Annotated in this window: 28 protein-coding genes; 3 read left to right on the top strand and 25 right to left on the bottom strand. The window is 39.7% G+C overall.

Annotated features, from left to right (window positions below):
* Nucleotides 1-2: 2 nt before the first annotated feature.
* The 14 genes from ETP70_RS01040 to ETP70_RS00975 form a co-directional block, all read right to left on the bottom strand.
* Nucleotides 3-530, bottom strand: coding sequence for a FixH family protein (locus ETP70_RS01040; protein WP_151899423.1), 528 nt, complete (start codon nucleotides 528-530; stop codon nucleotides 3-5).
* Entirely contained in the window at nucleotides 508-1,227 is a 720-nt protein-coding gene (locus ETP70_RS01035; protein ID WP_151899422.1) for a 3-dehydroquinate dehydratase, read from the bottom strand. The genes ETP70_RS01040 and ETP70_RS01035 overlap by 23 nt, the downstream gene beginning before the upstream one ends.
* Nucleotides 1,228-1,336: 109 nt before the next feature.
* Complete coding sequence (locus tag ETP70_RS01030) at nucleotides 1,337-1,546, bottom strand: DUF4006 family protein (RefSeq protein ID WP_151899421.1); 210 nt, start codon at nucleotides 1,544-1,546, stop codon at nucleotides 1,337-1,339.
* Between the two features lies 1 nt (nucleotide 1,547).
* Nucleotides 1,548-2,489, bottom strand: a complete 942-nt coding sequence (locus tag ETP70_RS01025; RefSeq protein WP_151899420.1) for a c-type cytochrome — start codon at nucleotides 2,487-2,489, stop codon at nucleotides 1,548-1,550.
* Between the two features lie 9 nt (nucleotides 2,490-2,498).
* Nucleotides 2,499-2,702 (bottom strand): CcoQ/FixQ family Cbb3-type cytochrome c oxidase assembly chaperone, encoded by a 204-nt coding sequence (locus ETP70_RS01020; RefSeq protein WP_151899419.1) that lies wholly within the window; start codon nucleotides 2,700-2,702, stop codon nucleotides 2,499-2,501.
* Between the two features lie 14 nt (nucleotides 2,703-2,716).
* Nucleotides 2,717-3,409: a cytochrome-c oxidase, cbb3-type subunit II gene (ccoO, locus tag ETP70_RS01015; protein ID WP_151899418.1), complete on the bottom strand. Its 693-nt coding sequence runs from the start codon at nucleotides 3,407-3,409 to the stop codon at nucleotides 2,717-2,719.
* Between the two features lie 18 nt (nucleotides 3,410-3,427).
* On the bottom strand, nucleotides 3,428-4,921 hold the full coding sequence (gene ccoN, locus ETP70_RS01010) for a cytochrome-c oxidase, cbb3-type subunit I (RefSeq protein ID WP_151899417.1): 1,494 nt from the start codon (nucleotides 4,919-4,921) through the stop codon (nucleotides 3,428-3,430).
* A 212-nt stretch (nucleotides 4,922-5,133) separates the two neighbouring features.
* Nucleotides 5,134-6,273 carry a glutamine-hydrolyzing carbamoyl-phosphate synthase small subunit gene (gene carA, locus ETP70_RS01005; protein ID WP_188110015.1) on the bottom strand — a complete coding sequence of 380 codons (1,140 nt, stop codon included), beginning with the start codon at nucleotides 6,271-6,273 and terminating at the stop codon, nucleotides 5,134-5,136.
* A gap of 4 nt (nucleotides 6,274-6,277) precedes the next feature.
* Nucleotides 6,278-6,829, bottom strand: a complete 552-nt coding sequence (locus tag ETP70_RS01000) for a DUF507 family protein (RefSeq protein ID WP_151899416.1) — start codon at nucleotides 6,827-6,829, stop codon at nucleotides 6,278-6,280.
* 41 nt (nucleotides 6,830-6,870) lie between these two features.
* Complete coding sequence (locus tag ETP70_RS00995) at nucleotides 6,871-7,380, bottom strand: MotE family protein (RefSeq protein WP_151899415.1); 510 nt, start codon at nucleotides 7,378-7,380, stop codon at nucleotides 6,871-6,873.
* A complete protein-coding gene (locus ETP70_RS00990) occupies nucleotides 7,377-7,805 on the bottom strand; it encodes a flagellar export protein FliJ (RefSeq protein ID WP_151899414.1) in 429 nt (142 codons plus the stop codon). The genes ETP70_RS00995 and ETP70_RS00990 overlap by 4 nt, the downstream gene beginning before the upstream one ends.
* Before the next feature lie 9 nt (nucleotides 7,806-7,814).
* The gene (locus ETP70_RS00985; protein WP_151899413.1) at nucleotides 7,815-9,074 is read right to left on the bottom strand and encodes an adenylosuccinate synthase; all 1,260 of its coding nucleotides are present in this window, start codon (nucleotides 9,072-9,074) and stop codon (nucleotides 7,815-7,817) included.
* A gap of 19 nt (nucleotides 9,075-9,093) precedes the next feature.
* On the bottom strand, nucleotides 9,094-9,942 hold the full coding sequence (locus tag ETP70_RS00980) for an ATP phosphoribosyltransferase regulatory subunit (RefSeq protein ID WP_151899412.1): 849 nt from the start codon (nucleotides 9,940-9,942) through the stop codon (nucleotides 9,094-9,096).
* Nucleotides 9,943-11,070, bottom strand: coding sequence for a pyridoxal-phosphate-dependent aminotransferase family protein (locus ETP70_RS00975; protein WP_151899411.1), 1,128 nt, complete (start codon nucleotides 11,068-11,070; stop codon nucleotides 9,943-9,945). It abuts the gene before it with no gap.
* Nucleotides 11,071-11,160: 90 nt separating this feature from the next.
* Between ETP70_RS00975 and ETP70_RS00970 the strand changes: the two genes are divergently transcribed.
* Entirely contained in the window at nucleotides 11,161-11,931 is a 771-nt protein-coding gene (locus ETP70_RS00970) for an undecaprenyl-diphosphate phosphatase (RefSeq protein WP_151899410.1), read from the top strand.
* A 145-nt stretch (nucleotides 11,932-12,076) separates the two neighbouring features.
* Here ETP70_RS00970 and rdgB read toward each other — a convergent pair whose 3' ends face one another.
* Nucleotides 12,077-12,667, bottom strand: coding sequence for an RdgB/HAM1 family non-canonical purine NTP pyrophosphatase (gene rdgB, locus ETP70_RS00965; RefSeq protein WP_151899409.1), 591 nt, complete (start codon nucleotides 12,665-12,667; stop codon nucleotides 12,077-12,079).
* Nucleotides 12,668-12,778: 111 nt separating this feature from the next.
* Between rdgB and ETP70_RS00960 the strand changes: the two genes are divergently transcribed.
* Entirely contained in the window at nucleotides 12,779-14,104 is a 1,326-nt protein-coding gene (locus tag ETP70_RS00960; RefSeq protein ID WP_151899408.1) for an MFS transporter, read from the top strand.
* Nucleotides 14,105-14,169: 65 nt separating this feature from the next.
* Nucleotides 14,170-14,616 carry a hypothetical protein gene (locus ETP70_RS00955; RefSeq protein WP_151899407.1) on the top strand — a complete coding sequence of 149 codons (447 nt, stop codon included), beginning with the start codon at nucleotides 14,170-14,172 and terminating at the stop codon, nucleotides 14,614-14,616.
* Here ETP70_RS00955 and nosD read toward each other — a convergent pair.
* The 10 genes from nosD to ETP70_RS00905 are packed head-to-tail and all read right to left on the bottom strand — an operon-like array spanning nucleotide 14,597 to nucleotide 22,316.
* On the bottom strand, nucleotides 14,597-15,805 hold the full coding sequence (gene nosD / locus ETP70_RS00950) for a nitrous oxide reductase family maturation protein NosD (protein ID WP_151899406.1): 1,209 nt from the start codon (nucleotides 15,803-15,805) through the stop codon (nucleotides 14,597-14,599). The genes ETP70_RS00955 and nosD overlap by 20 nt on opposite strands.
* A 19-nt stretch (nucleotides 15,806-15,824) precedes the next feature.
* Entirely contained in the window at nucleotides 15,825-16,349 is a 525-nt protein-coding gene (locus tag ETP70_RS00945) for a PAS domain-containing protein (protein WP_151899405.1), read from the bottom strand.
* A 9-nt stretch (nucleotides 16,350-16,358) separates the two neighbouring features.
* Entirely contained in the window at nucleotides 16,359-16,826 is a 468-nt protein-coding gene (locus ETP70_RS00940) for a nitrous oxide reductase accessory protein NosL (RefSeq protein ID WP_151899404.1), read from the bottom strand.
* 8 nt (nucleotides 16,827-16,834) lie between these two features.
* Nucleotides 16,835-17,662: an ABC transporter permease gene (locus ETP70_RS00935; protein ID WP_151899403.1), complete on the bottom strand. Its 828-nt coding sequence runs from the start codon at nucleotides 17,660-17,662 to the stop codon at nucleotides 16,835-16,837.
* Nucleotides 17,663-18,301, bottom strand: coding sequence for an ABC transporter ATP-binding protein (locus tag ETP70_RS00930; RefSeq protein WP_151899402.1), 639 nt, complete (start codon nucleotides 18,299-18,301; stop codon nucleotides 17,663-17,665).
* A 3-nt stretch (nucleotides 18,302-18,304) separates the two neighbouring features.
* Nucleotides 18,305-19,210 (bottom strand): NapH/MauN family ferredoxin-type protein, encoded by a 906-nt coding sequence (locus ETP70_RS00925; protein ID WP_151899401.1) that lies wholly within the window; start codon nucleotides 19,208-19,210, stop codon nucleotides 18,305-18,307.
* Nucleotides 19,211-19,212: 2 nt separating this feature from the next.
* Entirely contained in the window at nucleotides 19,213-19,713 is a 501-nt protein-coding gene (locus ETP70_RS00920; RefSeq protein ID WP_151899400.1) for a c-type cytochrome, read from the bottom strand.
* Nucleotides 19,710-20,324: a c-type cytochrome gene (locus ETP70_RS00915; RefSeq protein ID WP_230973289.1), complete on the bottom strand. Its 615-nt coding sequence runs from the start codon at nucleotides 20,322-20,324 to the stop codon at nucleotides 19,710-19,712. Before ETP70_RS00915 ends, ETP70_RS00920 begins: the two co-directional genes overlap by 4 nt.
* An 8-nt stretch (nucleotides 20,325-20,332) precedes the next feature.
* The gene (locus ETP70_RS00910; RefSeq protein WP_151899399.1) at nucleotides 20,333-21,076 is read right to left on the bottom strand and encodes a 4Fe-4S dicluster domain-containing protein; all 744 of its coding nucleotides are present in this window, start codon (nucleotides 21,074-21,076) and stop codon (nucleotides 20,333-20,335) included.
* 25 nt (nucleotides 21,077-21,101) lie between these two features.
* Entirely contained in the window at nucleotides 21,102-22,316 is a 1,215-nt protein-coding gene (locus ETP70_RS00905) for a nitrous oxide reductase family maturation protein NosD (RefSeq protein ID WP_151899398.1), read from the bottom strand.
* Nucleotide 22,317 lies beyond the last annotated feature (1 nt).

The following is a 22,317-nucleotide window of genomic DNA, read 5'->3' as shown; positions in this document are numbered from 1 at the left end:
ATTTAGTACTGCGAAGCTTCCTGGATGCTTCTGTCGTTTATGATGCGGGTATCAGTTTTGATGGCATAAAATCTGCTCTTGTCACCGACATCTACTTTTAACAACAGATTCCAAACACCTTTTTTTGGAAATTTCACATCATGAAATACATAAAGACCCTCTTCAAACACAGGATCTTTGAGCGTTTTTGTGTAGGTGTCAACTTCAGGACGGCTGATTTCCAAAATCATTTTTGCGCCTTTGACCGCTTTGCCCTCTTTTGTAGTGAGGGCATACTTTACATCCGAACCATTTTCTGAAATTCTGTCTGAAACAAATTTCAGTTTATATGCTTTGTCAAAAGCTATTCTCTGTTTGATAAGTTTGTTTGCATTTGCATCTGCATCCTGGTATTTTGTCATATAATCATCACTCGGCTGTATGTCAGCCTTGCTTGTTTCTATAATTGTCCATACGCATAAGCCAAAAACACCTGTAATTGCCAGCCCTATTGCATAAGGCCAGAGTCTACCACTTTTTATAATGCTCATTTTTATGCCTCATTTTATAAATTTTTCTTTTAAAAAGCATAACTATACCATATAAAATAAAACCATAGAATAATACTCTTACATAAAACAAAGACGTTTGATTTGCATCACTGTCAAATCCATGTCCCAACTTGACACCCTTGGCTTTTGCTATCTGCTGCGCTATATCCAGGTAACCGTTAAACATTGCCGCAGAATATTTGTCTGCGACCATTCCTTTTTTTGCTTTTCCGCCTAAAAGAGGCAAAATAGTCCCTCCGGTATTGCTCATAATGCTGACAAAGTCATCCCAGCTTTTTGCATAAAAGGCTGCCATCATAAAAGCCTGTACATAGGACGTAACCGGACTCAGTACCTGTTTTTTGTCAAAATATTTATATAAAGACTGATCATTTGCTTCTATATCTACCTGCGAATTCATTTCAGAGAATGTCAACAATATTGTCGGTTCCTGAAACTGCGATAATATTTTTTTTTCATATTCGTACATCGTCATATTCTTTGGCAGTTCTTTAAGCATCATCAGGCGTAAAGAAATCCCTGTTTTCTTATAAAGCGTACTCCCTAAGGTTTCCACCTCTTCCGTGAATTTTGGGTTGTGTATCACTTCATCTTTATATAAATACTCTGCAAATAAATGTGTTTGAAATAACAGTATGAGGGTGAGGGCATAAAGCCCTCTTCTTAAAAGTTTCAAATAAACTTCCTAACCAACATAAAGATGATTTGGAGTTACAACAGCCCAAAGAGTATATGCAGCCATAATTACAAGGCCCCAAGAAATAATTTTTTCCATTCTAAACTCCTTACTTCACATCAACAACATGCTTAGCATTTTCGGTACTAAACATCTTAATTGATTTTTCATCTTTTATCTGATAAAAGTTTTCAGCATTTGCATGTTGTACGCTTAAGGCATTAACAGTTAAAAAAACCAATATGCTGAGCAGTAAAACAGTTGCAATCAGCATACCCGTTACACCATCAAGAGCAAAAACACTTCTATTTTCATTCATGCTACTCTCCTTTACTTAAGCTCATCACATATGCTGCAATAGCTTCTTTTTGTTTAGGGTTCAGTCTGTCCATTGCTGGCATTTTACCAATAGCCCCTATTTTACCGTTATCAAGAACATTGATGATCAGTTGTTGGTTCCAAGTTGCAATATCCGGAGCAACATATGCCATGCCTTTTCCGTCAGGACCGTGACATGCGGCACATACATTTGCAAATACTGCCGCACCTGCGCTGTTTGCATCTTTTAATCCGCCTGCAACATAATCAGCCACTTCATCTATCTCTTTATCTGTAATCAATGCACCGGTTGCTGCATTGAAAAGACCGTTTCTATCAGGCATCGGCATCTCTGTTCCTAAAAGTTTGTTGTTTGAACCGTGATTGATAACATACTTCACACTTTTAGCAGATATTCTGCGGTTTAAATCTGCCGCATCAACTTCATTATTGCCGTCAGCATTGAGACCGTGACAGGCAACACACTCAACCAGATACACAGATTCACCCATGTTTACAAGTTGTTCACCTTTGATGTTTGCATATTTTTTCTCAAAGTCAGCATCTTTTTCTTTTACTTCTTCATTGTACTGACCGATTTGAGAAAATGCATTTACTGGATACCCGATTGTAAAATACCACATACCCCAAATCATTGTACCTAAAAACATAATTGCCCAACCAAAAGGTACCGGGTTTTTATATTCACCTATGTTGTCCCATGACTCATCTGCCAATTCACCAGTTGCCTGATCAACCTGCATCTGACGAACATACTTGATAACCACAAATACTGTAATTATTACAAGTGCCACAGCCCCTGCAATTGCAAGCATATTGACGATATCATCATTGAGACCGCCTTTTTGGTATCCAACTGTTGCATATGTTGCAGCCAACATTGCAGCCGTTATGATAATTCCCCAAAGATAAAGCTTATTCATATATCTCTCCTATTTTTCTTCTGTCTTTGATACAGGTTTTACCGGAGTATCCCCTATATCATCCTTCAGTGCCATATTACTATAGTGTTCATAATCAACTCCGGTAGCATCTTTCTTTTTTGTATAAAGATGATACACATACGAATATGTTGCAACCACCAAAAAAACTATTAAAAAGAAATACGCATACGCGGCAAATTCATTAAAATCCACTATCAACACCTTTTCTATTTAAGACTGTTTAAATATGCAATTAAAGCAACTATTTCAGGTATTTTACCTGCAGCCACTGCATCTTTAACGTCTTGATCTTTCATTTTCGCTGTAATTTTTTTCGCTTCTTCCAGTGCCATAGCATGTGCTTGAGCAACAGAATCTGCCATTTTAACTACTGTAGTTGAGCCGTCTTTCATAGGAACAGGCTTGTTATACGGTACACCAAAGAACTGTGCATTTGTCAACTGTGTCGCATATGCAGTGTCTATATCTGCACTGTTTGTAAACATCCACGGATAACCAGGCATAATACTTGATGGCATTACAGACTTTGGATCTTTCATGTGGTTTTCATGCCACTCGGTAGTTCTGTAATTTCCTACTCTGTGTAAATCCGGACCTGTTCTTTTTGAGCCCCAAAGGAATGGTCTGTCATACGCATACTCTCCACTTAAAGAGTAGTGACCGTAACGGTCAGTCTCCGCTTTAAACGGACGAATAAGCTGTGAATGACAGGCATTACAGCTGTTTTTGATATAAACATCACGACCGGCCTGTTCTAACAGACTTATCGGTTTAGTTCCGATAACAGGACGAGAAGCCTGTGCAAAGTTTGGAACGATTTCAATCAAACCCGCAAACGCAATTACTACAAATACACCTACCGCAAAAAAGAACGGGTGTTTTTCTAACCAATGAAACATAATATAATCCTCCCTTTCTTAAGCGCCCATAGGCGAAGCATTTTGTAATTCAGACTCTTCCACAGGACGAGACGACATAGTTTTGTAAATATTATAAGCAAACATAAAGAAACCGATAAGATATAACAATCCACCTGTACCACGTAAAGCATAGTAAGGATGCAATACATCAACAGTATCCATAAATGAATATGCCAGGTTTCCAAACTCATCGTGAGCACGCCACATCATACCTTGAGTGATACCTGCAATCCACATAGAAGTAAAGTATAAAACGATACCTAAAGTTTGAATCCAGAATTGTGCAGCCATAAGACTTTTAGAATACAGTTCACGTTTGAATACACGCGGAGCCATATGGTAAAGCGCAGCAATAATCATAAATCCGACCCAACCAAGAGTACCGTCATGTACGTGACCGACAATCCAGTCAGTAAAGTGTGCAATAGCATTAACAGATTTAATCGCCTGGATAGGTCCTTCCAAAGTTGAGAACATATAGAAAGTTGAAGCAAGAACCATAAACTTAATCAATGGAGATGCTGCAACCTGTTGCCATTCACCCTTCATTGTCAAAAGCATATTGATCGCTGAACCCCATGACGGTAAAATAAGAATTACCGAGAAAACAGAACCCATAGTCTGCATCCAGTCAGGAACAGTTGAGTAAAGAAGGTGGTGACCACCGGCCCAAAGATATACAAACATTAAACCCCAGAATGCAAGTAAAGACAATTTATAAGAGTAAATCGCCTGTCCGGACTCTTTTGGCAAAAAGTAATAAATCATAGCAATAATAGGCACAGTAAATACAAATGCAACCGCATTGTGTCCATACCACCACTGTACTAGCGCATCATTAGTACCTGCATACATAGAAATAGAGTGATACCATGCACCGATTCCTGTCTCACCTGCTGCAGAAGTTGCCAGCATTGTAGGAATTTCCATATTGTTAAACAGATACAACATAGCCACACCCAAGAAAGTAGCAATATAATACCAGATAGAAATATATAATGATTTCTCACGGCGAATACCGATAAGACCGAAGATACTTACACCCCACAGTACCCATACAACAACAATGGCTATATCAATAGGCCATTCGAATTCAGCGTACTCTTTTGAGGTAGTAATTCCCATAAACAGTGAAACAACAACTGCCGCAACACCGATAACATATAACCAAAATTGAAGTTTACCGATAAACATCAGAAATTTAGATTCTGCCATAGATACTTTCAGTACCCTCTGACCAACATAATACCACGTAGCAAAAATACCACTTAACGTAAAACCAAATGCAACTGCGTCAGTATGCAATGGACGAAGACGACTAAAGTTTGTATATTCAGCCAAACCTGCACCAAAGATTGTATTCAATCCAGGGAATGCAAGTTCAAATGCAATAAATACACCGATACTCATACCAACAATTCCTAAAACAATTGTTGTCAACATGAACATCTTTGCAACCGTATAGTCGTACTCTAATGGACGATTCTCCATATATAGCCTCCTTAAGATTCAAAGCAATTAAGTCTTTAAATGTATAAATACACTCAAAAGACTAATCAACATTTGTATATTAACAATAGATTTGTTTAATCTATCTTAAAAGTGACATAAAAATGACACTTTTTTTAATATCATTCTAAAAGGAAGCAATTAATTAGGAATTATGTGTTTGCTATAAGAAAATTACGAAAAAAGAGAGAGTTTTATCTTCTTATCAAAGATAAAAACTCACTGAATATATAGCGGCTCTCTTTGGGACCGGGGGAAGCTTCCGGGTGATGCTGGACTGAAAATACAGGCGCTTCATGATAACGTAAGCCTTCAATGGTTCCGTCAAAAAGATTTGTATGTGTCACCTCTGCAATCTCTGTAATAGTGTCCGGAACGTTATAGTTATGATTTTGTGCTGTAATCTCAACCAGTCCGGTTTTTTCGTTTTTGACAGGATGGTTGCCACCGTGATGTCCGAACTTTAATTTAAAAGTATCATATCCGTGAGCAATTGAGAGCAGTTGATGCCCCAGACATATTCCGAACATCGGCACTTTTGCATCTATAAGCTTTTTAATCTGCTCCTGTTCGCGTTTAAGTACCAGCGGATCACCGGGACCGTTTGACAAAAAGACGCCGTCAATTAATTTTGCATGATATTTTTCTATCAGGTCTTCGGCTATAAAATCATTTGGGATGACTTCTGCCTCGATGCCTGCACTCACAAGTTCATTTAAAATATTACGCTTGACACCAAAGTCAATGACAACGATTTTTGCCTCTGCTTTTGGTGCTTCGTCATACTTGAATGCTCTGTATGAAAAAGTGCTTGAAGTATGCTGATACGGCTCTTTTGTGCTGACCTGTTCTATATAGTTTACATCTTCAATGCGGGAAGCGTTTTGGAGAATCTGTTTCAGCTCTTCTTTGTCGCTTATTAATGTTGAAGCAACCATCATCATGGAACCTTCGCTTCTGAGCATTTTTGTCAGATAGCGTGTGTCAATATCACAAATACCCATCACACTGTTCTCAATCAAAAAATCATGCAAGGAGTTTTGTGCACGAAAATTTGAATAACGCCCCTGGTACTTTCGCACTATCATTCCCTTGGCATGCGCCTTGGCGCTCTCCATATCCTGCTCATTCACACCGACATTTCCGATCTCCGGCATTGTAAAAGTAACAAACTGTCCGGCATACGAGGGATCACTCATTATCTCCTGATAGCCGCTCATTGAGGTATTAAAAACGATTTCGCCGACCTCTGTTTTGTCTGCACCAAAACTGTTTGCTTCCAAAAAAGTACCGTTCTCCAAATATATCCAGGCTTTTTTCAATGAATAACTCATACGCTTACTCCATTCCTCTTTTCATTAATTCTTCTCTGTAAAGTTTTTCATGCAAGATGTCAAACTCATCTGTTCCGGGAATAAATTTTCTCTTGTACGAACGAATTTTGTCCATTACGGCATCTTCAATTTCCGACGCATCCGCAATAAAAGAAGTAATGGCATTGTAAATAATATTTTTAATACGATTTTCCGTTACTTCAAAATGAATCAAATCTTCTTCATAAAGTTCATCAAGAATTTTGTGCGATATATCCGAGTACCGCTCCTCATAATCTAAAATCACCCCGTATTCGGGAGCCAGTTTTTTCTTAATCATAAAGAAAAGCTGTCTCTCGTCTGCAAGCATAAACTCAATCTCTTCTTCATTGTCCATACAGATCTCATCTACTTTTTTCTCAAGAGCCATCTCCTGCTTGACATTCTCTTCCAATACTTTCTGTGCCTCAAGTGCGACATTTTCAAGCCCTTTTGTCATTGTAACAGCACCGCTTTTGTTTAAATCAACAGCAATTTTATTTGCGATATGGGGAATAGTTTTAAGAGATATTTTCATAGATTCAGCCTGCTTATAAATTAAATTTAAGTATTTTACAATTATTTAGCTAATAGTTGCGTTAACTTTGATGCTTTTTTTGGATCCATCTTGGTTAATATTTTTCCTACTACTTTTGGTTTGAGAGACTGCAAAATAGCCACTGCTTCTATTTCGTCCATGTCCGAGAGTACATTTGCCGCAGCCCCTGCTTTCATTTTTGCAAATGTTTGCGATATTTTATTCATCTTTGTCGATTTCAGCTCTTTGAGAATTTGCGCATCTTTTTCAAGCATTGCTTTTATTTTCTTCTCTTTTTCGCTGATCTGCTCCAGTTTGGCATTCACTTCCTCTTCTTTCAAAGAAAGTTTTGCCTCTTTTTGTTTCAATAACTCTTCAGTAGCCGTTTTCAAGGCATTTAATGCCTGTTTTTGCTCATCTATACGTTCAAGTTCAACCAAAAGTTCATTTTTTCTTTCGTTGAATATTTGTGTGCATTCAAAAAGTTTGTCACTGTTTTGTATCGAAAAAAGTGAAGAGCAGAGAAATGCTGTAAGTAAAAGATATCTCAAGAGGCTTCCTTGCTTTTGTTTGTATAGGTCATTAGAGCAATTTCATCCAAATCTTTTGCCTCTTTGATTTTTATTTTTTTGAGTGCTTTTTTTATCTCTTCATATTCTAAATATTTATACTTTTCATACTCTGTCATGTTTTTTTTCAATGCCTCTTTTGCCTGTTCTACTTCGTTTTTTGCATATTGCAACCATTCCTGGTTATGCTGTATCACGGCTCTTTGTGCATCCAAAAGTGCCCTTCCTGCCATAAATTCTGCTATTTTTCCATGTGAGGGGAGAGAAATTTCCTGCAAAAACGCCAGAGAGTCTTCCAGCGCTTTTTTTGCTTTTTGCAGGTTTGTATTTGCCTCTTGCAAAACACGTTCACTCTTTTGCATAATGTTTTTCTTTACATGTACCAAAGAGGTAAAACGTGTTTTCACGGCGTATCCTTATAAAATTATTGTATCTTCTCTTTCCGGTGATGTAGAAATTATACCGACTTTTGTTTTACTTATCTCTTCAATAAGTTTCACATAATCCTGCGCAGATGCCGGCAACTCTTCAAAAGTTCTCACGCCCACTGAATTGTCCCAGCCTTTAAAAGTTTTGTAAACCGGTTTGACATTTTCCAGATCAATCGGTACATAATCTATAGTCTTGCCCTTATATTCATAGGCAACGCAGACTTTTACCTCATCAAAACCGTCAAGAACATCAAGTTTCATCAGTGCAAGTTCGTCACATCCGTTCAGACGGCTTGCATAACGGGTTGCAACCGCATCAAACCAGCCACAGCGTCTTGCCCGGCCTGTAGTCGTTCCAAACTCATTCCCTTGTTCACCAAGACGTCTACCGGCTTCACCAAGGTCTTCACTCGGAAAAGGCCCGTTACCCACACGGGTACAATAGGCTTTGACTATCCCTGTCACTTTACCGATATCTTTTGCATTTAAACCCAGACCTGTACATGCTCCCGCACTTACGGTAGACGAAGAGGTCACATACGGATAGGTTCCGTGGTCAATATCAAGCATTGTTCCCTGTGCACCCTCAAGCAACACACGTTTGCCTTCACTGTCCAGAGCCCGCCATACCATCTGTGTTGTATCCGTAATATAAGGTGCCAACTTTTCTTTATAGCCTTTAAGCTCTGCCAAAAGTTCCTCTTTTTTCGGTGCATGCAGATCCATAACATCAAAAATAGGCTTGTTAAGCGCAAAATAGTCCAAAATAGTCTGACACAACTTCTCAGGATCCAGCAGTTCGCCCACACGATGTCCGATGCGGTTGATTTTGTCAGAGTAGGCAGGTCCTATCCCTTTTCCTGTTGTTCCAATTGCTTTATCGCCTTTGAGCTTCTCTTTTGCCTGGTCAATCTCTGCATGGTATGCAAGATTGAGATGTGCTTTATCTGAAATATAAAGACGTCCCTCAAGATTTTCAAACTGCTCCATCTCTTTGATAATAGAAACAGGAGAGAGAACAACACCGTTACCCACTACATTGACGGCTTTTGGATTCAAAACACCCGAAGGAATGAGATGCAGTGCATATTTGACTCCGTCCACCCAAATCGTATGTCCCGCATTGTGCCCGCCCTGGGAGCGACAAACCATATCATATTCCATTGCAAGTTTATCAACAATCTTGCCTTTGCCTTCGTCTCCCCACTGGATTCCGACGATCACATCTGCTTTATTTGTATACATATTTTCTTTTCCTCTTTTTCTATTGCTCTAATGCTTCACACAAAGTATCTGTATAAATTGCAAACCCTACAGATGTTAAATCTGAATCTTTATATCTTCCGCCCCGTGCATAGACTTCATTGCCTACTATGCATCTGAAAAACAGCTCATCATAATAAAGCATTTTTGCATAATACATTGGTGCCAAAACAGCATTTTCACAGGCAATTTCCGCGCACAGTTCTTTCATCTTCAAGAGTTCTTTTTTGATTGCTTCGGGTACCTTGTGAAGCACATCATCTATCTGCTCCACATACTGCAGATAAACAAGTTCGCTCAGCCATTCGACTTTGAGATTCAAAAACTTGTCAATGTTGATATGTCTGAAATCATCTATAGTCAGTTCATCAAACATTGCAACCAGCAACTCGGGTATCTTAATATTGGAAATCTGCATCAGAGGCTTTACATGTAAGCGTTCAAAAATCTCTATTGCCAGTGTTGCCACACAAGAGAGTTTTTTCTCCCCCATAAATTCCACACCGACCTGATACTGTTCGTTTGTCGGGTAGGTAAACACAGGTTGGATATAAAACCACTTTTTCTGTTTCGTATTGCTTCCGAGTCTTTTTTTTATAATGCGTACAACATCTATTGTCGAGTCTGCACGTAAAGAAAGCGCATTGTTCTTTTCATCATTTATACGAATCAGCTCTCTTTGATCTGCAATACTCTGATGCTGATGGTAGGAAAACACAGGAGTTACTATCTCTTCGTAGCCATTTGCATCAAGAATATCACTTGCAGTTTTTTCTATCTGGCGTTTTATCTTGGCGGATTTGCCAAAATAAAGCTTTGAACCATTGGGTATTTCATGTTCAAGTATCATTTATACCTCTTTTTTTTCTAATGCGGTTTTAAAATAAACCTCATTATAGACTTTTGAAGCAATGCCCGCATACTCCAAACGTCCCAAACGGTGCAAGATCAACTCTATCGCATTGACAACCCAGAGAGATTCATGCGGTGCAATCAAGCCCATCTGGTTTATACGGAATATTTTACCTTTTAAATGGTCCTGTCCGCCGGCTACATTTACCCCGTACTCCTCTTTTAAAGCGGAGCGGATTTTTGCCGCATCTTTGTCATCAATGGTTGTCATACTTTTAGCAGGCACTTTGGGGTAAGAGTGCAAACCTATCGCTTCGAGTGCCGCTCTTGTCGCTTTGGCACGTCTGGCTGTATTGCAATACAGCACGCCGAATCCGCCCTCTTTTTTTATTGTCTCCAAAACTTCCAAAAGACCGATAACAAGTGTCGTAGCAGCAGTATAGGCTGTCGTGTTCTGGCGCTGTTTTTTGATTTCGGACGCAAGGTTAAAATAGTAGCCTTTGCCCTCGCCGATTTTATCTATCGCGGCATTGCTGAGTCCGATAATGGCAAGTCCAGGAGGCAGCATAAGTGCTTTTTGACTGCCTGCAATCAACGCATCAATATTTGTCACATCTATACGTTCAACACCGACAGCGGTAATCCCGTCCGCAATAATCATAATATCCGGATTGATTGCCTTGAGCGCCTCTGCTATCTCTTCCACGGGATGCCTCAGTCCGCCCGCACTCTCAGAAATCTGCACAGCCACAGCATCAATGTCGCTGTTGGATTTTACAGCGGCAACAACATCTTCAACACTGACAGGTGTGTCCCACTCATTTTTTATCTCAATATTTTTGAGTCCGTGTGCTTTGGCAATTTTTCCAAAACGCTCGCCGAATTTTCCTGAATTGACACTTAAAATTGTATTTTTACACAGGTTGACTACTGTTGCTTCCATAGCGCCTGTTCCGCTTGATGCAATCATAACAACTTCATCAGTAGCAAAAAGTTCAAAAAGATGTTTTCGTGTTTTTTCAAAAATAGCTTCAAATTCAGGGGTACGATGGTGCATTGTCTCATCAGCCATGGCATTTCTAACATTTTGCGGTACTGGTGTAGGACCGGGTGTAAAAAGTAACATATGTAATTTCCTGTGAGTTTTAGGTTGTTTAAAAATAAAACCTCGTATTATATCGAAATAAGTTTAAATTTTAAAAAAGAAGGTTCTTTCATGACATTGTCTGACTCTGTTTTACTAGGTATAATTGAAGGTTTTACCGAATTTCTTCCCATATCTTCAACCGGTCATCTGATTGTAGCGAGTCAATTTTTGGGTATAGACCAGACAAATGTCACCAAAGCGTATGAAGTTATCATCCAGTTTGCAGCTATTTTGGCTGTTGTTCTCAACTACAGAGAAAAATTTACATTCAAACATATTTCATTATGGACAAAAGTTTTTCTTGCCTTTTTGCCTATCGGTATTGTCGGTTTCATTTTTTCACACCAGATCAAAGCACTTTTCAGTATCAATATTGTTGCGATTATGTTTATCACAGGCGGAATTATATTTTTGATTGTCGAAAAATTTTATATTCCCAAAGAAAAAAAACTTACAGAAGATGTCGAAGATATTACACTCAGGCAGTCTTTGTGGATTGGTATTGCACAGATTTTTGCACTCATCCCCGGAACTTCACGTGCGGGAGCAACAATCATCGGGGCCTTACTGGTCGGTTTGAACAGAAAGGCCAGTGCGGAATTCAGTTTTTTGCTTGCTTTTCCCGTAATGAGTGCCGTGAGTGGATATGATCTGCTCAAACATTATCATGAATTTTCTTCTGCAAACATCGAAGCTTTGGCGGTCGGCTTTGTTGTTGCTTTTGCTGTTGCCTATCTGACAATCAAGCTCTTTTTGAAATTTTTGGAAAAATTCACCTTTGTTGCCTTTGGTGTATACAGAATTCTTTTTGGTGTGATACTTTTAACGCTATTTAACTAATGGTACACTTTTTGCTGAGTCTCTCCTGTGAGACATTTTAAATCTATAAGGAGATATCATGCAAAGAATCAGCCGATACAGCGATCACTTACATGTATTACTCAGTAAATTAGAAAAAACATTCTATCTGGCAAGCCGTAAATTCTTATAAGCTTTTTAAAATTTTACCCGCCAGTTTTAAAGCCTGGGAGCGGTGAGAAAGCTCTTTTTTGACTTTTTCATCCAACTCGCCCAGTGTTTTTTCATACCCCAGCGGTACAAACATCGGGTCATATCCAAAACCGCCTTCCCCTTTTGCCTCAGTAATCGCCTCTCCGTGCATCCATCCGTGTACTGTTTTTTCAATGCCTTTTGTTACAATGGCAATGGCTGCCGTATAATGTGCAGGAGAGTTCGTCACACCTTTTGCTTTGATATCCTGCATAAGCTTGTGCAGGTTCTCTTTGTCATCTGCCCCTTCTCCTCCGTATCTGGCACTGTAAATTCCCGGTGCACCTTCAAGCACATCCACACTTATGCCACTGTCATCAGCCAGTACAATTGCATTTTCATTACCCAAAGCCTTATAAACCGCACGTGCTTTAATCAGTGCATTCTCCTGAAAAGTATCGGCATCTTCTATAATTTCAAAAGCATCGATTAAATCTGTATAGGGCACTACTTCATATTCACTGCAAAGTTCTTTGATCTCTCTGACTTTTCCCTTGTTTGATGTTGCTAAAACCAGTTGTTTCAATTTCTTTCCTTAAATTATCTTTTAAATTATATTATTTATCTTTTGCAAATCAATTATAAATAATAGTTGCTCTATAATTACAAAATTATACACTAAAACAAAAGGATTTTTATGTTCAAAAAAGTTTTACCACTCTCCAGTATTCTTTTTCTCAGATTTTTAGGACTTTTTCTCGTTTTACCGGTTCTTTCCGTTTATGCTCTTGACCTGGAAGGGGCCACACCTTTTCTTGTCGGTGTTGTTGTCGGCGGCTATGCCCTGACACAGGCTGTTTTTCAGGTTCCTTTTGGAAGCATGAGTGATAAAATCGGAAGAAAACCGACGATACTCTTCGGTCTGATCATCTTTTTGGTCGGTTCGCTTATCTGTGCCTACTCAACAGATATATACACCTTGATGTTTGGGCGTTTTTTGCAGGGAGCCGGCGCTATCGGTTCTGTTGTCACTGCTATGATTGCCGATTTGGTTGAAGAGAAGCAGCGTGGCCATGCCATGGCGATCATGGGCGGGTTTATCGCTATGAGTTTTGCTGCTGCTATGGCACTCGGTCCGGTTATCGCCGCAGAATTCGGCATCAGTGTTATCTTCGTTATTACGGCGATTTTATCACTTGTTGCCATTGTTATTCTATTTGTCAAAGTACCGACACCGCCAAAGATAAAACATATCTACCACGGAAAAACAAAAACTGCAGATATACTTAAAGATCCGAATCTCTTAAGTATGATTATCATCAATGCAATGCAAAAAGGTCTGATGACTGCCGCATTTGTCATTATTCCCGTCTTTTTGACCAAGCCGGAATACGGTTTTGGCTGGGAAAAGAGTGATCTGTGGATGGTCTATGTGCCTGCAATGATCGCAGGACTTGTTGCGATGGGACCGGCTGCTGTATTTGGAGAAAAAAGAAATATTCCAAAACAGATCTTTTTACTCTCTATCATCCTGTTTATCGCTTCATTTGTGATGATGGGAACAACAACTTCAAGTGCCGTATTTATTACTGCCGTTATCTTCTTTTTTGTAGCCTTTAATATGATGGAACCGCTTGTGCAGTCTATGATCAGCAAGTTTGCCAAAGTACACCAAAAAGGTGCCGCTTTGGGTATAGCAAACTCTGCGGCATATTTTGCAACCTTTTTGGGCGGTACCTTTGCCGGACTCTATCTTGATGTCAGCTCCAGAGAGACTTTGGGACTCACCATCGGTGCCATTGGTCTTTTATGGCTTCTGTGGACACTCTTGAAAATGAAAAATCCTACAAGATATTCTCATTTGATTATTCCACAAAATGAAGTGGACTTTGATAAACTCAATGCCCTGGAAAGCGAACATATTGCAGAGTGGTTCATCAATGAAACAGAGCATGTCGTCGTCATAAAATATGCAACGGAAAAACTCGAAGAAGAGACTCTCAAAGCACAGATAATTAAATAATACTTGACATATATCATCTTCTAAAGAACAGGAATAAGTTAGAATAATCAAAAAGGGATTTGCCTATGCGATTATTCTTCTTATCAGTCACGCTTGTTTTGGGCCTGCTGAGTATAACCGGATGTGAAAAAAAGTCTGCCGTACAGGCCCACGAAGTCCATTTTGACAGAGATATGTGTGCACGCTGTGCAATGGTTGTCAGTGACCGGAAAAACACGGTCCAGGTCATCAACCCCTCAAACGGAAAATATTACCCCTTTGATGATATTGGCTGCATGGTTCTTTGGTTTCATGATGAACAGATTCCCTGGAAGGACAAAGCTGTTATCTGGGTGACAGATGCAAAAACAGGAAAATGGATTAATGCAAGAACTGCCTACTATGACACTGAAAACATTACCCCAATGGCATACGGATTTTCTGCTCATGCTTCCAAAAATGATATAGCAAAAGATCAGGAGATTATAGATTTCAATGAAGTGCTCAGACGTGTCAAAAAGATCGGAAGATAGGTTTTTTGTCCTCCATAATTAAATCCGGCTCGATAAAAGGAGCAAGTTTGAGCAAAAAATCAAGCAGACTCATCACCGGAGCCGCGTAAAAGAACTTGACTTTGTTGTTCTCCTGCCACAGCAGATCAGCATGCTGGTAGACACGGTAGGGTGTATCGCCTATACCGTCACTGTTTGCATCAAAACCGTCATACCTGTCCCAGTAATTATACTCCACAACATTGGAAGCATCAAAATCACCTCCGATATCCTTGAGCACATCATCAATATTTCCAAAAAATTTATTATGTACAATCATGTTGTCTCTGATAGAGGCGTGAAAATGCAGTGCTTCGGCATTATAGGCTATTTCATTGTTTTTAAAAAAGCGTTTCATTCCCCGCGCTTTTTCAGCCCCTTGAATATAAATACCTTTTGCGTTATAACGCACACTGTTGCCTGTAAATACAAAATTGGAAACACTGCCTATCATCACGCCGATTCCGGCTGCTCCTGTTGAACTGTAAATTTTATTTGCAATAACCTGCGTATCTTTTGCACCCATAAACATCATGCCCACAGAATTATACATGTAGCTGTTGTTTTTAAATATATTTGCATTACTGAGTTCGAGATGTGTTGCAAACCTGTTATGTGCAAATTTATTTTTCTGAAAAAGATTATGATGCGAATAGCGCAGTGTCACATCCCGTGCATCATGAATGTTGTTTGCTTCAATGGTGTTGTAGTGCGAATAGTACAGCTTCAAAGCATTTCCGCGCAAGGCAATATCATTTTTTGCAACAGTGATATCATTTTGCAAAACCAAAGAGTTTTGCACCATATCCATGTCAATTCCATACAATACATTTTTCAGTGTACAGTGGCTGATTTCACAGTACTTTACCTGTTTCAGGCTAATTGCTGCATCAATAGAGCGCATGTTTTTTCCGCTGTTTGTGATAATTATGTTTTTTAAACGTACATGTGCGCTTTGTATCCTGACAACAGAACCTCTTCCTTCTCCCCTGATTTCAACCTGATTGCCAACCCCGATAATTGTCAGCGGTTTCTTAATAAGAATATTTCCATGATAAATACCGTTTTGAAGCTTAATGACGGCACCCGCGGATGCCTGATCAACAGCTTCCTGCAAGGAGTTTGCAAAAAGAGAGGAGATAAAAATTACAAAAAGTATGAGGAATTTCATTCTGTTTTGTACCTCAACATCAGTAAAACTTGTGAATCTCTTCCATAATATCTGCAAATTCTATTGTTTCGCCTTTTTCTTTTAAAAACGAGATAAGATATTTTTCGCTTGCTGCAAGACCCTCTTTTTTCTCTATTTCCAAAAGTCTGGCATACAGGTCCGCTATGATTTCAATAACATGCCTTGATATGGTCTTTCTTGAAGCATGATACCCTATGATTTTCCCGGTGTCTGTGTCTTTTCTGATTTCAAACTCGGTAAATATCCAATAGTAGCGCCCGTCTTTTGCCAGATTTTTCACAACAGCATTAATGTTTTTTCCCTGTTTTATCGTCTCCCATAACAGTTTAAATACTACTTTTGGCATATCCGGATGGCGCACAATACTGTGAGGCTGTCCCAACAGTTCTTCTTCCGTATACCCTGAAACTTCCTGAAAATAATCATTGGCATAAGTGATCTTTCCTTTTTCGTCTGTTTCACTGACGATGTATCGTTTCGGATCCAGCTGAATCTCTTCATCTATTGGTGTCGGTTTTGTCATTTTTTTCTCCTACAGGCTGTCGTTGAGCCAGTTGATAAGTCCTCTGTTAATCTCTCTGAATCCGAGAATGCGTTTTCCCTTGTGCCTTTTTGCAAACTCTTCCGCTCTTTTATATGAGTCAAAAGGCACCAGGTCATCACCCGAAGGAGAGGTCGTATCACTTCCGTACACATAAAAGGCACCTTTGGCTTTGATAGGTTCTGCCGTTGCAAAATCAGTCACATAGATGTTTTTGAAATCACTCTCCTGTTTTATGCCGTATTCAGGCCATGCGGCAGGCCGAAAATAAAATTCAAACATGGATTTTGGAGAAACAAAAAATATTTTCTTTCCGCTTGCCAGTTCTATCTTCGCGACCCATGTCGGATATTTATAGACTTTCATCTGTCTTATCAGCCCTGTCGTATTTTTGTCATAATTCATCTCATACGAAAACAACAGTGTTGTAAACAGGACCATACTCATAATTTTTTTCATAACAGCTCCTAGACCAAATCTTTTTTCTCAAATATTTTATATCCAAGATACGCAAACCCAATCCCCAAAACAAGAGGATACCCAATAGCAAGCAGTACAAAAGTTGTCTGACTTACAGAGTCAAGTATATAATAGGCAACCGGGCCCATCACTGTCAACTGTGGATCAAACAGTGATATGGCTGCCACCCGGAAAATCTCCATAGGGTTTAACAGTGCTATGGTGATAATCAAACCTTCACTAAAACGCTCCTGCATCATCAGTGATATAAGGGCAATGTCTATAAATGCCAGTAAAAATATCCAAATAAAAAATGCGATACCCAAAGCCACTTCGGAAGATTTTACAAAAGAGGAGATAAAAAAAGCAATGCCCAAAAATGTGGCACTCATCGCAAACAAAAGCCCGGTATACAAAAAGAAAATACCCCAGGGAATTTCGGCTCCCTTAAAAGCACCGTAGACAACGGCAATCACCATCGCAAAAACAACAGGCAGATAGACGGTAATAAAACGCCCGATAATCTTCCCCCAGTAATACTGCTTTAAAGAGATAGGAAAAGAGAGCATATACTCCAAAATATGACTGTCTCTGTCCCCCGAGATGGAACGAACCGTAGTAATCAAAATAAATATAGGCAAAATAACAATCGTTATCTGAATATACATCAACAGCAGACGGCTCAGCCCGCTGAATCCCATTACCTGCGATTCCGTCACCCCTGCAATAAAAAACAGGGCAATCAGACCGCCAAACACAAGGGAATAGACTAAAAACCATTTCGCCCGGATTGACTCTTTTAAATCCAAGTATGCAATTAAATATAAATTTTTCATTTAAAATCTCTCATCTGATACAATTTTTCCCATATCCATATAGATCTGCCTGTTGACCAACTCTCTTACCTCTTCAAGCCTGTGCGTTACAAAGAGCAAAACCTTCTCCTGCTCATTTTGCCTGAGCAGTCTGTAAAAATCATCTCTGGCTTTTGGATCAAGGTTTGCCGTCGGTTCATCATATATGATAATGTCACTCTTCTTTGCCAAAGAGATTGCGATAAGAAGCTTCTGTTTCATTCCTCCGCTGAGTTTGAAAAATGATTTGTTCAAATTGGCATTTATATCGAGTTTCATTTCATTCGCATAATGTTTCACCAACTCTTTGTCCACCTCGGCACTCACACAGACATACTGTATCAGTTCGTCAATACTGAGCTTGATAGGCGGAGGAAGCTGCGGCACAAAACTGATATGGGACAAAACATCGACTCTCTTTTTTACGGGATTCAATCCGTTAATCAGCACCTCTCCGGCATCAGGATGGTAATATCCCAAAATCGAACGGATGAGTGTTGTTTTTCCTGCACCGTTTGCGCCCATAAGTGCTATGGATTCGTTTTTCCTAAATTCACAGCTGACATTGTCAAGGGAAATATTCTGTCCGAATTTTTTTGTTACATGGGATATCTGAATCATAATTTACACCAAACTTTTTAATCGAAAATCGAAATTGAGCGCATCTTCATGGCAAACATCTATACATCTTCCGCATAAAGTACAGTCCGCACCCGTAATGTACTCTCTTGTGATGCCTTCTTCTTCTCTCTGTTTGTCATATTTTGCCTTTGTGATTTCCAAAACCTGATTTTCAAAACAGACATCATGACAGACCATACAGTGGTCACAGTTGTCATTCCATTCAACACGCAATGCGGAAACTTTTCCTATCATACCATAGGTTGTGCCTATCGGACAGATATATGTACACCAGGCCCGGCGTGAAAAAAAGACCTCAAAAGCCAGCACCACCAAAACCCAGACAAGTGCCAGACTCCAGCCGTACGCAATTGCACGGGAGAGTATTCCCACGACATTAAATGTTTCAAAAACAAGATAGCCGCTTGTAAATGAGAGTATAAGAAAAATCACCCAAAAAGCATAACGGATTCGATGATCAAACCTTCTCTCTTTTATAATTTTTTTATGCACCAGCGTATCATGCCATTTTTCGCCTATTTCGCTCAATATTCCATAAGGACAGACCCAGGCACAATAGCTCCTGCCCCCAACCAAAATATAAAACAGCACAATCGTACTCACACCGATAATGATGTTTATATGCAGATGGTGCTCTGCCATCAGCATCTCTAAAGTCGTAAAAGGATCAATCAGGTGAAAGCCTAAAAAACGTGAACCGTTTAATGTTCCTTCAAGCATTTGAATATCCACAGCAAAAGATAAAAAGAACATCAGATGAATTACTATAACAAGAATCCATCTTTTGGCTCTGTAGCTCAGAACCTTTTTCCCCTCTTTTGTTGTGTTATAGAATGTTGACCAGAAAGTTGTTCTTTTTATCGTCTCTCTATTATGATACTTATCCATTTTTATTCCTGTTTCACTGCTTGTGCTCTTGCCGGAAACTCACCTATTTCATTGGCAAACCTGCGTAAATCCTCTTGTGTCATATGAATTAAAAGCCCTTTCATCACCAGGTTTTCTTTTCTTCCCGATTTAAAGTCTTCAAGTTTTTTGTAAATTGTCTCCGCACTTTGTCCGAAGAGCTTCGGTCCCATCAGTTTTTTCCCGTACTGCATACCGCTGCCGTCTACACCGTGACAGGAAGCACATTTGCTTTTGTACGCATCACTTACTTTAAAACCTGCAACATTGCCGGCCTTCTCTCGCAATGCACTTAATGCTTCGTTCTCTTTTTCTCTGTCACTCTTTTCCTGTGGTTGGCTCTCTTGCACAGCAGCCGTTCTGTTGCCGATATCTGCAATAATTTTTCCGTGTTCGCCTCCGTTGTATGCACCTCCGTTCATAGCCGTCCACGCCATCAGTCCAAAAATTACAAGTGTTAAGATTCCTACAATTATATTTTTCATTCTCTGCCCCTCATCTTGTTAATCTCTTTATTAAAGGCATATATTTCATCTGCCATAGCTCTAATCTGTTCGTCACTCATCATCTGGATAAGGTCATTCATCAAAGGATTGGACTTCTTTCCGGTTTTAAAATCCTGAATTCTATTGTATATATAGTCCGCTTTTCTCTCCAGAAGCGACGGCCCGATAACCCCGTTTGCATAATCATTGTGACAAGGTGCACATCTGACGATAAAGTTTTTGCTTAGTTTTTTTACTAGCATCGTGACCTGAATCTGTTCATAGGGGCTGCGTACATGTAAATTGGCATCAATGTCAGTACGCTTTTTTGTATTGACTTCCTGCACACTCTCTTTCTCTCCGTAATCATAATAAAACGAGTTATTCTGTGTTTTTCCATTCTCCTGCCGGGCCACTTTCACCGCATGCGCATTTTTATTTTCAACTATTTCAATCTTTGGACTGCTCTTTTGATTTTTAGCAGACAGAGATTGCTCTTTTTGTGATCTGTCCTCTTTTGAGTCACTGCATGCGCTTAAAAGTGTCAGCAAGACCAACGACGAAGTAAGAACAAAACCCTTCATACTCTTTTTTCTTTTATCTGTTTTCATGGGATTTCCTATGTTGTTTTTTCATAATACTGTTCGTATGTTACTCTTGGTTTGACGACTATCGACGGTTTTTGCGTCGGGCAGACCTCCTGACAGGCTCCGCATCCTATACACCCGTCATATATTTCAGGGCGCTTCCCTCCCTGCGCATCCGGAACCATAGCGATGGCACTTAAAGGATTGGGAACCGGGCACATATCGGCACACAGCGTACACTCTTTTCCCTCATACCCGTCAAATTTTTCAAGAAGCTGCAATTCCTGACTTGTCACATTGTTGACAGAGGCGGTAAAGGCTTTCATTTTATCATTGTAGCCTTTTGGTACCAGAGTATTTGTCATTGCCAGACAGGTATCGGGAAATTCCAGTACGGCAACTCCCATCTGAATATCTTCGGGTTTTGAGCAACTGTGGTCCAAAGCACCGCTTGGACAGGCCAGCACACAGGGAACGGCATCACAGGCATAACATCCCCGGATATTTGCATCTATGTAAGGCGTCCCTTCGCCTACTCCCTTGGCAATATCTGCCAGTTTTATAGAGTGGTAAGGGCACACCTGCAGACACTGCCCGCATTTAATGCATAAACCTAAAAACTCTTTTTCAGGAACCGCCCCCGGCGGACGAAGCCGATTCTCTTTTGCCTGCAAATACGGGCTCAAAACAATACCGCCTCCCAGAACCAGTCCCAAAACACCCAATGTAGAGTACTTTATAAATTCTCTTCTGTCTGTTTTTACTTGCTTTGCCATAGTGTTCCTTTTTTGTTAACTTGAGTCATAATGGTTTTACCACTCTTGGTTTCTTGTCTTCCATCAAAAAAAGCGGTTTCGTAAAAGGTGCCAGTTTTGCCAAAAAATTAAGAAGTGAGATAACCGGTGAAGCATAAAAAAATTTCACATTAGAGTTATAAACCCATAGTTGGTCAGCATACTGATACACTTTATGCGGTGTATCGCCTATGCCGTCGTGATTTTTATCAAAACCTTCATATTTGTCCCAGTAATTTCCCGATATTTCATTTTCGTTTGTCTTGCTGCCTCTGCTGTCATTGACAATATCCTCTATATTTCCCTGTATGATATTGTTTTTAATAATATTATTCTCACTCAGGGAGTGAAAATGCATTGCCTCGGCATTGTATAAAATCTTATTGCCCACTATTGTATTGTGTGTTCCCGGCTCAAAAGGGGATCTGTCTATATAAAGTCCCTGCGCACAGTAGATGACCGTATTGTCTTTTATCGTAAAATTGGATGCATCTTTTAAGCCTATGCCCATTCCTGTGGCACCCTGAGAGCTTTTAATCACATTGCCCACGGCTATGGAGTCTTGCGAATACATAAAAAATATACCCACAGAATTGAGCTCGTAGTAATTGTTTTTTATAATGTTTTTTCCCGCATACATAAAATGCAAAGAGTATCTGCCGTCTTTTCCAAAGTTCTCCTCAATCAGATTTCCGTGGGAGTACCAGACAACCATATCCCGTGATTTGATCAGTCTGTTGCCCCGGACAATATTGTCATTGGAATACCACAGCTTTAAGCCATCTCCTCTAAGCCCCAAAGCAAAAGGTTTTGAACTGATGGTATTGTTTTGAATGATAGAATTGTCGACCATTTGCAGATCTATGCCAAACAGACAGTTTTTGATTGTACAGTTGCTTATCTCGCACTGTTTGGACTCACTCATTGCAATAGCCGCATCAACATTCTCATGCCTGTCACCACTGTTGATGATCGTCAGATTTCTTAATGTCACATACGAGCTTTTGCTTGTTATGACCGTTCCGTTATTCTCTCCGTCAATAATTACACCTGCTTCCTGCCCTATGATTGAGAGCGGTTTGTTAATGACAACAGAGCCTTTGTATATACCTTTTGGGAGTTTTAAAATTGAGCCTGCAGGAGCTTTGTCTATAGCCTCTTGCAGAATATTTGCATTTAATCCGTTACAATACAAAAGCAATACAAATATTCTTAGAAGCATT

The sequence above is a fragment of the Sulfurimonas hydrogeniphila genome (assembly GCF_009068765.1).
GTDB lineage: Bacteria > Campylobacterota > Campylobacteria > Campylobacterales > Sulfurimonadaceae > Sulfurimonas > Sulfurimonas hydrogeniphila.
This window is presented reverse-complemented; position numbering and strand designations above follow the sequence as displayed.